Source organism: Janthinobacterium sp. JF4, from assembly GCF_059617925.1.
In genome coordinates this window covers 1-10,866 of the sequence record NZ_JCAQAV010000069.1, presented here as the reverse complement: position 1 = coordinate 10,866, position 10,866 = coordinate 1, and the positions used below count along the sequence as shown (strand labels likewise).

Genomic DNA, 10,866 nt, shown 5'->3' with positions numbered 1-10,866 from the left:
ACCTGTGACCTTCGGGTTATGAGCCCGACGAGCTGCCAGACTGCTCCACCCCGCACTCGAATTATACGGGCAAACGGGTGGCTTAGGCAATAGCTATCTCAACTTCGGCTGCAATAGAGCTATTAAATTAAAAGTGCGTGAAAAAGCTCGGTCAATTGCCCGTTGGCATTGTGTCCGCCCGTCACGCCACGCCGCGCGCAATCGGTGTACAGTAAGCGTTACACTAGCCATCAATTTTTCCCAAGCCCGCCCATGAAATTCTGCTCCGAATGCGCCCATCCTGTCAGCCTGTCCATCCCGGAAGGCGACAACCGTCCGCGCTATGTCTGCGCCAACTGCGACGCCATCCATTACCAGAACCCGAAAATGGTGGTCGGCTCCATCCCCGTGTGGGAAGAAGATGGCCAGTTGCAGGTCTTGCTGTGCAAGCGCGCCATCGAGCCGCGCCTGGGCTACTGGACCCTGCCGGCCGGCTTCATGGAAAACGATGAAACCACGTCGGACGCGGCCGAGCGCGAAACGGTCGAGGAAGCGGGCGCCAACATCGAACTGGGCCCCCTGTTTTCGCTGCTCAACGTGCAGCGCGTGCACCAGGTACACCTGTTCTACCTGGCGCGCCTGCGCGACCTCGATTTCGCGCCGGGCATCGAAAGCCTGGACGTGCAGCTGTTTACGGAAGCGCAGATACCCTGGGACGACCTGGCCTTCCCCACCATCCGCGCCACCCTGGAACTGTTCTTTGCCGACCGCGTGAAAATCCGCGAAGGCGGCAGCTACGGTGTCCATACGGGCGACATCACGCGCCCGATGGCGCGCGCGGATGCCGAGTAAACCCCCTCCACCCGACACCTTTGACGCCGCATGATTCCCTGGCTCGACATCCACACCCCGTTCCCCGACGTCTCGCGCGCCCTGACGGACGAGGCGCCCGGCCTGCTGGCGGCCGGCGCCGACCTGTCGCCCGCGCGCCTGCTCGACGCTTACCGGCGCGGCATCTTCCCCTGGTTTTCCGAAGGCCAGCCCATACTCTGGTGGAGCACCGATCCGCGCATGGTGCTGATGACGGAGGACTTCAAGGTGTCCGACAGCCTGGCCAAGGCGATCCGCAAGGTCGAGCGCAGCGCCGCCACGGACGGACGCTGGCAGCTGCGCTTCGACAGCGATTTCGAGGCCGTCATGCGCGCCTGCGCCGCGCCGCGCAGGGATGGCCCGGGCACCTGGATTTCGGACGAGATCATCGCCGGCTACACGGGCCTGCACAAGCTGGGCTACGCGCACTCGTCGGAACTGTGGCGCGATGGGGAACTGGTGGGCGGCGCGTATGGCGTGTCGATCGGGCGCATGTTCTATGGCGAATCGATGTTCGCCCGCGTGACGGATGGCTCGAAGATCGCGCTGGCGCACCTCGTGCGTTTTTTGCAGGCGCGCGGCGTGGCCATGATTGACTGCCAGCAAGAAACGAAGCACCTGGCCTCGCTGGGCGCCGCGCCCATTTCGCGCGCGCGCTTCCTGGCCCATGTGCGCGTCGCCATTGAAGCAGCGCAAATCACGGATTGGCATGCTGCGCCACCGGCATAAAAAAGCTATGATAGCTTCACACAGACATCCATTGCTGCGGACAGACCAGACAGGATCAGCATGACGCACCTGAACGAACTACCGTTTGCCACCCTGCAGTTCTACACAACGGCGCCCTACCCGTGCAGCTACCTGGACGACCGCCAGGCCCGCTCGCAGGTCGCCACGCCTTCGCACCTGATCAACAGCGACGTGTATTCGGAACTAGTGCGCAACGGCTTTCGCCGCAGCGGCATCTTCACCTACCGGCCGTATTGCGACGGCTGCCAGGCCTGCATACCCGTGCGCGTCGTGACGCAGTCCTTCACGCCCAACCGCAACCAGCGCCGCGCATGGAGCCGCCACGCCGATCTGCAGGCGGGCGTGGCCACCCTGTCCTTCCTCGACGAGCACTACGAACTGTACCTGCGCTACCAGAGCACGCGCCACGCGGGCGGCGGCATGGACCAGGACAGCCGCGACCAGTATGCGCAATTCCTGCTGCAAAGCCGGGTCAACACGCGCCTGGTGGAGTTTCGCGATGCCGAAGGTATCCTGCGCATGGTCAGCATCATCGACGTGCTGGCCGATGGCCTGTCGTCCGTCTACACGTTCTTCGACCCCGACGTGGCGGGCGCCTCGTACGGCACCTACAACGTGCTGTGGCAAATTGCCCAGGCGCGCGAGCTGGGCCTGCCCTACATCTACCTGGGCTACTGGATCGCGCAAAGCCCGAAGATGGCGTATAAAATCAACTTCAAGCCGCTGGAAGCGCGGATCAAGGGGCAGTGGGTGATGATGTAAAACCTGGGATTATTTGGTAGGTCGGATTAGCGCGCAAGCGCGTAATCCGACACTGCGATGCCAACAATGGTGTCGGATTACGGCGCTTCGCGCCTAATCCGACCTACTTGCTCTTGTCCGGAAACGCCGGACGCGCTGGCCGCGCGGGCGGGTTCTTCGCCAGCTCCGCCTGGATCACCTCGATCGCCTTTTCCAGCTGCGGATCGCGGCCGGCGATGACGTCGGCCGGCGTTTGCTCGACTTCGATATCGGGCGGCACGCCTTCGTTTTCCACGCCCCAGCCATTCTCGCGCGTCCAGAACGCCAGATTCGGCGCCGTGATGAAGCCGCCATCCATCAGCACGGGAAAGCCCAGCACGCCCACCAGGCCGCCCCACGTGGCCTTGCCGATCAGCGGGCCCATGTTGTTTTTGCGGAACATCCACGGCAGCAAGTCGCCGCCCGAGCCGGCCGTCTCGTCGATCAGCATGGCGCGCGGCCCCTGGATCGAGGCCGACGGCGTCTTCATGTCGGCGCCGTAGCGCATGGTCCACCAGGCGATTTCCTTCTTCTGCAGGATCTCGATGTAGTAATCGGCCACGCTGCCGCCGCCATTGAAACGCTCGTCGACGATGATGGCCTGCTTGTCCGCCTGCGGGAAGAAATAGCGCTTGAAGTAGGTATGGCCCAGGCCCGCCGTATTCGGCACATACACATACGCCACCTTGCCGCCGGTCGCCGCATTGACCTTGCGCATATTGCCTTCGATCCAGTCGCGGTTGCGCAAGGCATCCTCGGTCGGCACGGGCACCACGGTAATGGTGCGCGCGCCCTTGCCGTCGGCCGATGGCCCCACGGTCAGGTCGATAGCCTTGCCGGCCGTGTTTTCAAAAGCGCTGTACAGGTTCGTGGGCGGCGCCAGCGGGCGGCTGTCGACGGCCAGCAGGTATTCGCCCGCCTTGACGTTCAGGCCAGGCTCCGTCAGCGGCGCGCGCAGGGCCGGATTCCAGTTCAAGCCGCCGTACACCTTCTTGAAGCGGTAATGGCCGTCGCTCACCTCGTAGTCGGCGCCCAGCAGGCCGCCCGGCACCTTCTTCGCCGCGATAAAATCGTCGCCGCCGCCGCCGCGGTGGTGGCCCACGGCCAGTTCGCTGCACATCCACTGAATCAGGCGATTCAGGTCCGCGCGGCTGGACAGCTCGGGCAGGAAGACGGCGTACTTGTCGCGCATGGCTTTCCAGTCCACGCCATGCATGCCCGGGTCATAGAAATAATCGCGGTTGATGCGCCACACTTCGTTGAAAATCTGCGTCCACTCGGCGCGCGGATCGGCCTTCACTTCGATGGCGTCGACCTTGATCTTGCCTTCGCCGGGCGCCAGCAGCTTGCCCGTGGCGCTGCCCATGGCCCAGTTGTCCTTCTGGCGGTACAGCAGCTTCTTGCCGTCGGCCGAGACGTCGAAATCGTCCGCTTCCGCCACCACGGTTTCCGCCTTGCGCTCCTTCAGGTCGAAGCGCTGCACGGCCTTCTTGCCATCGCTCTCGCGCAGCAAAAAGATCTGCCCCGCGGCGCCCGCCTCCAGCCGGGAGAACTGCGCGGCCGGCAGCGGCAGGTCGACGATGCGCGTGGCGATGCCGTCGAAATCGATGTGGATGGGCGCCACGGGAGCGACCGTGACTTTCGGGTCGTCGCGGCCCGTCTTCGGATCGACCTTCGGCTCGTTTTTCGCTTCCGGATCCACCTTCGCCGTGTCTTTTTTACTCTCCGCGCTGGCGGCCTTTTCCTCGTCGCTTTCCTTGATCAACGGCGACGGCAGGTCGCGCCGCAGCACGGCCATCCAGACGGTGCGCGTCACCAGGTTGTCTTCGTTCTGCTGCGAGAACCAGTTGTTGCTGGGGCCAGCATTGGTGGAAGCGAAAAAGTACAGGTATTTGCCGCTCTTGTCGAACACGGGCTGGGCCACGTCGGACAGGCCATCGGTCACCTGCATGGACTTGTTCTGCTCGACGGAATAGATGTAGGCGCTGCGCGTATAGGTGGGCGAATTGAGCGTGTAGGCCAGCCAGCGCGAATCGGGCGCCCACGAGGCGCGCATGCTCTTGTCGACGCCATACATCGGCTCCGTGGCGATTCTTTGCACCTTGCCCGTGCCGACGTCGATCACGTACATGCTCCAGCCATTGTCGGCAAACGCGATCTTCTTGCTGTCGGGCGACCAGACGGCGTTGTCATAGAAGCCGCTGCCATTCAGCTTGAACTTGCGTACCGCGCCCTTGCCATCCTGCGCGCGCACGTGCAATTCATACTCGCCCGACTCGTCCGAGAAATACGCGACGGAACGGCCATCGGGCGACCAGATGGGCGTGCGCTCGTGGGCGCCGGCCGTCTGCGTCAGGTTGCGCACGTCGCCCTTGTCGGCGGGGATGGTGACGATCTCGCCCCGGTACTCGAAGGCGATGCGCGCGCCCGATGGCGAAATCGACGCGTCGCGGATGTACTTCGCATTCTTGACCCAGCGGGGGCGCGTCTGTCCCAGGTCGCTGGCCACGCCGATGGCGAGTTTGCGCGCCTGGCCGCTGGCGATGTCGAGCGAGTGCAGATAGCCGGCCTGCTCGTAGACGATGGTGCCATTCGCCGCCGACGCGTTCAGCACGGGGAAATCCGCGTGCCGCGTCAGCTGGCGCACGGTTTTCGTCTTGACGTCATAGGCGAACAGGTTGAATTCGCCGTTGCGGTCGGAACGGAAGTACACGGTGTCCTTGATCCACATGGGGTCGACGTCGTTCGAGCGCGTCGTCGGCTGGGGGATTTTTTCGATGGATTTGTCGCTGGAGGAAAACAGCCACAGCCAGGAATTGGTGCCGCCCCGATAGCGCTTCCACTGTTTGAAGGCCGGCATCAGCGGGTTGTAGGCGATGCGCTTGCCGTCCGGAGAATACGCGGCGCGCGACGCGTTCGGGATCTCCAGCTGGATTTCCACGCCGCCCGCCAGCGGCACCGTAAACAGCTTCTGGAAACGGTTGTTGAAGGCGGCGCGGGGCGAGGTAAACATCACGGCCTGGCCATCGGGCGTGAACGACTGCGCCAGATCCGCGCCCGGGTGGAAGGTCAGGCGGCGCGGCACGCCGCCAGCCGCCGCGATCACACACACGTCGACATTGCCATCGATATTCGCGCTATACGCGATCAGGCTGCCGTCGGGCGAAAACACAGGATGAGACTTGTCGCCCAGGTCGGAGGTCAGGCGCCGCGCGCCGCCGCCGTCCAGATTCGACAGCCACAGGTCGCCCGCATAGATGAAGGCGATGTGGCGGCTGGAGACGGCCGGCTCGCTCAGCATGCGGGTGTCTTGCGTATTGGGCAGGGCCAGGGCCGGGTGGCTCAGCAACAGTGCGCTGGCGGCCGCGATGGCCGTCAAAATGCGTGTCTTTTTCAATCGATGTCTCGCTTATCAAGTCAACAGAACAGGGAAGAAACAGGAAAGTCCAAGGCCGGATGCGGATTATCAAGGGATCAATATTGCATCAAACCAACAAGAACTATACACCCGGCAGCCGCGTGGAACACGGTAAAATACGGCACTTATTTCGCGCGCTGCCAGCCCTTCCCGGCGGCACGCATACCTACTCAAAGCGCCCCATGTCTGAAAAATTCCTGTACTCCCTCGCCCGTCCGCTGCTGTTTTCGATGGATGCCGAAGCGGCCCACCATCTGACCCTGCCCGCCCTGAAACGCGCCAGCGCGCTGGGCCTGACGAAGCTGGCCGGCAAACCTGCACCTGATCCGCGCACGGTGATGGGCATCACCTTCCCCAACCCGGTCGGCTTGGCCGCCGGCCTGGACAAGGATGGCGCCTACATCGATGCGCTGGCCGACCTGGGTTTCGGCTCCATCGAAGTGGGCACCGTCACGCCGCGCGCGCAGGCGGGCAATCCGAAACCGCGCATGTTCCGCCTGCCGCAGGCGCAGGGCATCATCAACCGCATGGGATTCAACAACGGCGGCGTGGACGCTTTTGTCGCCAACGTGCAGGCGTCGAAGTTTTACCAGGACCGCGCCGGCGTGCTGGGTCTGAACATCGGCAAGAACGCCGACACGCCCATCGAGCGGGCGGCCGACGACTACCTGCTGTGCCTGGAAAAAGTCTACCCCTACGCCAGCTATGTGACGGTGAATATCTCGTCGCCGAACACCAAGAATTTGCGCCAGCTGCAGGGCGCGTCCGAACTCGACGCCCTGCTGTCGCAACTGAAGGAAGCGCAGGCGCGCCTGGCCGACAAGCACAAGCGCTACGTGCCGCTGGCCCTCAAGATCGCGCCGGACATGGATGGTGAACAGGTGAAAAGCATCGCCGAGTCGCTCACGCGCCACAGCATCGACGGCGTCATCGCCACCAATACGACCCTGTCGCGCAGCGCCGTCGAAGGCATGCCGCACGGCGCGGAAGCGGGCGGCCTGTCGGGCGCGCCCGTGTTCGAATTGTCGAACAATATCATCCGCCTGCTGAAGGCGGAACTGGGCGACGCCCTGCCCATCATCGGCGTGGGCGGCATCATGCAGGGCAGCGACGCCGTGGCCAAGTTCGAGGCAGGCGCGCAACTGGTGCAGCTGTACAGCGGCCTGATTTACGCCGGTCCCGCGCTGATCAAGGATTGCGCCCGCGCGCTGCGCGGCAAACAGCCGAAATGATCAACAAGGTCAAGCTCGGTTCCAGCAGCCTGGAGGTGAGCCGGATCTGCCTGGGCACGATGACCTTCGGCGAGCAGAATAGCGAAGCCGAAGCGCACAGCCAGCTCGATTACGCGCTCGAGCGGGGCATCAACTTCATCGACACGGCCGAGATGTACCCGGTGATGGCCAGCGCGCAAACGCAGGGCAGCACCGAGCGTTACATCGGCAGCTGGCTGAAGAAAAGCGGCAAGCGTGGCCAGATCGTCCTGGCCAGCAAGGTGGCTGGGCCGAATTCGCGCATGCACTGGATACGCAAGGGCAAGACGGACCACGACGCGGCCAACATCCGCGCCGCCGTCGAGGACAGCCTGCGCCGGCTGCAGACGGAGTACATCGACCTGTACCAGTTGCATTGGCCCAGCCGCAACCTGCCCATCTTCGGCGCCAGCGTGTACAACCCGCGCAAGGAGCACGCCTCGGTCGCCATCGAGGATACGCTGGCCGTGCTGGGCAAGCTGGTCGAGGAAGGCAAGATCGGCCACATCGGCGTGTCGAACGAATCGTCGTGGGGCGTATGCGAATACATCAAGCAGGCGGAGCTGAAAGGCTTGCCGCGCATCGCGTCCATCCAGAACCTGTACAACCTGACGGCGCGCCATTTCGAGACGAGCTTGCTCGACGAAACCTGCCACCGGGAAAACGTCAGCTTGCTGGCGTATAGCCCGCTGGCGTTCGGCCAGCTGACGGCGAAATACCTCGACGATCCGCAGGCCAAGGGCCGTTTGACGCGCTTCCCGGCCGGCTGGAGCCCCCGCTACGTGCGCCCGGCCACCATCGCGGCAGCCAGCCAGTATGCGGCGCTGGCCCGCGCGCACGGCTTGACGCCGGCGCAGCTGGCACTGGCCTGGTGCTACTCGCGCTGGTTCGTGGCCTCAACCATCATCGGCGCCACCAGCGTGGCGCAGTTACAGCAAAATATCGACGCGCATCAAGTCACCCTGTCGCCGGAACTGGTGGCAGCCGTCGACGCCATCCACGCCAGCGCACCCAATCCGGGACAGTAAGGCCGCACCGTCTGGCGGCGCAGTACCACGCAACGTCGCGCCAGGCTCGCCACGCTCATCGCAGATAGTCGTATTTATACAACAGCTGGCCATTTACTGCTGTGCAGCATTGCAGCCTTGCCGTGCCCGGTCGTATGCTGGAAACGAGGCCATATGCGCTACTCGCGCCATGTTGGCGTGTTTCAGATATTTATTGCATATCGATAGACAGAACGATTCGTAAGCATGCCACGTGCCCACTGTTAATCTGATTGCATCACCGGACCGCCATGGTTCGCGCAACCACCAACCGAAGAGATATCGTCGATGAGTTCAAGCACTGCCCGCTCCCAGATTCCCGCCCTGCCCGTCAAAACCGTGATCGCCGCCAGCCTGATCGCCTGCTTCAGCCTGCCCATGCAGGCGCAAGCGCAGCAAGAGCTGCCGGCCGAAGGTGAATTGCAATCGGTGGTGGTCACAGGCACCTTCGCCAAGAACCGCCGCACCATCGATTCCGAATCGCCAATCGACATCCTCACTTCGCGCGACCTGCAAAGCACGGGGTCGGGCGAACTGGCCACCGTGCTGGCGCGTCTGCTGCCATCGCTGAACTTTGCCCGCGCCACGGGCGCCGACGCCAGCGACGCCGTGCGTCCGGCGCAATTGCGCGGCCTGTCGCCCGACCAGACCCTGGTGCTGGTCAACGGCAAGCGCCGCTACACGTCGGCCGTCGTCAACGTCAACGGCTCGCTGGGCCGCGGCTCGGCGCCCGTCGACCTGAACGCCATCCCGCTGGCCGCCATCGACCACGTGGAAGTGCTGCGCGATGGCGCGGCGGCCCAGTACGGTTCCGACGCGATCGCCGGCGTGATCAACATCATCCTGAAAAAAGGCGCGGCCGGCGGCGATATCGAAGTGGGCTATGGCCAGACGCAGGAACGCGACGGCAAGCAAAAATCCATCAAGGGCTCGGCCGGCTTCGCCCTGGGTGACGACGGCTGGGTGCGCGTCTCGGCGGAAGTGGCGGAACGCGATCCGACCAACCGCGCCGGCGCCGATTTCCGCAATCCGCTGGAGCCGCGCTACGGCAAGGTCAACCAGCGCTACGGCGACCCGGAAAGCAAGCCGGCAACGATTTTCGTCAACAGCGAATACCGCATCAACGACAGTATCGACTGGTATGCCTTCGGCAATTATGGCAAGCGCGACACCTCGGCTGCCGCCACCTGGCGCACGGCCTTGATCCAGGACTCCAACACCAAGGTGTACTCGCAGCGCACGCCCATCTTCCCGGAAGGCTTCTTGCCGCTGCAAAACAGCACCTTGACGGACCAGTCCATCGTCACGGGCTTGCGCGGCGAAGCGGCCGGCTGGCGCTGGGATGCCAGCCTGAACTACGGCAGCAACAAGTTCGAACTTGATCTGGACAACACGGTCAACCAGTCGCTGGGCGCGAACAGCCCCACGCATTTCTATGCCGGCTCGCTGAAAAATGAGCAGACCGTATTCAATCTGGATGCCGCGCGCGAGTTTCCCGTGGCATTCTTTTCCGGCCCGCTGACGGTAGCCGTCGGCGCCGAAGCGCGCCATGAAAAATACAGCATCGGCGCCGGTGACGCGGCGTCGTATACGGGCGGCGGCTCGCAGGGCTTTGCCGGCTTCCGTCCTGCCAACGCGGGCAGCCACTCGCGCCACAACGAATCGGTCTATGTGAACCTGGAAGCGGAAGCGACGAAAAAGCTGTCCGGCGGCGTGGCCTTGCGCCATGAGCGCTACAGCGACTTCGGCAGCACCACCTCGGCCAAGGGTTCGGCCCGCTATGCGTTCACGGACGCGCTGTCCCTGCGCGGCACCGTGTCGAGCGGCTTCCGCGCGCCATCGCTGGCGCAGCAGTACTACACCATCACCACCACCAACTTCCAGGTCATCAATGGCAACAACACGGCCATCGAGACGGGCACCTTTGCCGTCAATACGCCGCAGGCGCGCTCCCTCGGTGCGCAAGACCTGAAACCGGAAAAGGCCCGCAACTACAGCCTGGGCCTGCAGCTCCAGCCTAGCCGCAACTTCACCACATCCATCGACGCTTACCGCATCGACATCGACAACCGCATCCTGTTCTCGGCCAACCTGGCGCTGAACGACAAGCTGAGGGGCGAACTGGCGACGCAAGGCTCGACCGTGGGCGCGGCGCGCTACTTCACCAACGCCGTCGACACGCGCACGGAAGGCGTGGACATCGTCAGCACCTACCGCATCGACCTGCAAGAGAAGGACCGCCTGGATCTCACCGTGGCGTACAACCACAACAAGAGCACGGTACGGAAAATCGCCGACAATCCAGCCATCCTGACGGCCAACAACCTGAAACTGATCGACCGCCAGAGCATCGACCGCATCACGGTGGCGTCGCCGAAGGACAAGTTCAGCCTGGCCGCCGACTACGGCTTCGGCATCTGGAATGCACACGGCGTCGTGACGCGCTACGGCAGCTTCACCGTGCCGCAAAACGACGTCAAGCTGGACCAGACGTATGACCCGCAATGGGTGCTGGACGTGTCCGGTTCCGTGAAACTGGGCAAGAACTGGCGCCTGGTGGCGGGCATCGACAACGTCACCAACCGCTATCCGGCGCAAGTGACGAGCGCGGGCAACCTGAACGTCAACGGCACCCAGCCCTACAGCATCTTCGCGCCGAACGGTTTCAACGGCCGCTACTACTACGCCAAGGCCGGCTATAGCTGGTAAATGGCGCTCTGATCGGCATAGGGGGCGGCCCTGAAGGGCCGCTCCCCTGCCACACCACCCGGCA

At 63.8% G+C, this 10,866-nt stretch carries 7 protein-coding genes; 6 read left to right on the top strand and 1 reads right to left on the bottom strand.

All coding sequences use genetic code 11. The annotated features are described in order from the left end of the window. The first annotated feature begins 252 nt into the window (after positions 1–252). The 3 genes from AC54AF_RS26220 to AC54AF_RS26210 are packed head-to-tail and all read left to right on the top strand — an operon-like array spanning position 253 to position 2,361. Positions 253–831, top strand: a complete 579-nt coding sequence (locus tag AC54AF_RS26220; RefSeq protein WP_034747557.1) for an NUDIX hydrolase — start codon at positions 253–255, stop codon at positions 829–831. Between the two features lie 30 nt (positions 832–861). Then, positions 862–1,578, top strand: coding sequence for a leucyl/phenylalanyl-tRNA--protein transferase (gene aat, locus AC54AF_RS26215; protein WP_496638913.1), 717 nt, complete (start codon positions 862–864; stop codon positions 1,576–1,578). A 60-nt stretch (positions 1,579–1,638) separates the two neighbouring features. Then, the gene (locus AC54AF_RS26210; RefSeq protein ID WP_496638912.1) at positions 1,639–2,361 is read left to right on the top strand and encodes an arginyltransferase; all 723 of its coding nucleotides are present in this window, start codon (positions 1,639–1,641) and stop codon (positions 2,359–2,361) included. A 103-nt stretch (positions 2,362–2,464) separates the two neighbouring features. On the opposite strand, the gene AC54AF_RS26205 is transcribed toward AC54AF_RS26210, so the two are convergent. After that, positions 2,465–5,776, bottom strand: a complete 3,312-nt coding sequence (locus tag AC54AF_RS26205) for a S41 family peptidase (RefSeq protein WP_496638911.1) — start codon at positions 5,774–5,776, stop codon at positions 2,465–2,467. A 203-nt stretch (positions 5,777–5,979) separates the two neighbouring features. Here AC54AF_RS26205 and AC54AF_RS26200 point away from each other — a divergent pair, with 203 nt between their 5' ends. The 3 genes from AC54AF_RS26200 to AC54AF_RS26190 all read left to right on the top strand — a co-directional run bounded on the left by AC54AF_RS26200 (position 5,980) and on the right by AC54AF_RS26190 (position 10,802). Beyond that, complete coding sequence (locus AC54AF_RS26200) at positions 5,980–7,029, top strand: quinone-dependent dihydroorotate dehydrogenase (protein ID WP_496638910.1); 1,050 nt, start codon at positions 5,980–5,982, stop codon at positions 7,027–7,029. Continuing rightward, the gene (locus AC54AF_RS26195) at positions 7,029–8,075 is read left to right on the top strand and encodes an aldo/keto reductase (RefSeq protein WP_496638914.1); all 1,047 of its coding nucleotides are present in this window, start codon (positions 7,029–7,031) and stop codon (positions 8,073–8,075) included. The genes AC54AF_RS26200 and AC54AF_RS26195 overlap by 1 nt, the downstream gene beginning before the upstream one ends. 306 nt (positions 8,076–8,381) lie before the next feature. Continuing rightward, positions 8,382–10,802 (top strand): TonB-dependent receptor plug domain-containing protein, encoded by a 2,421-nt coding sequence (locus AC54AF_RS26190; RefSeq protein WP_496638909.1) that lies wholly within the window; start codon positions 8,382–8,384, stop codon positions 10,800–10,802. The last annotated feature ends 64 nt before the right edge of the window (positions 10,803–10,866 follow it).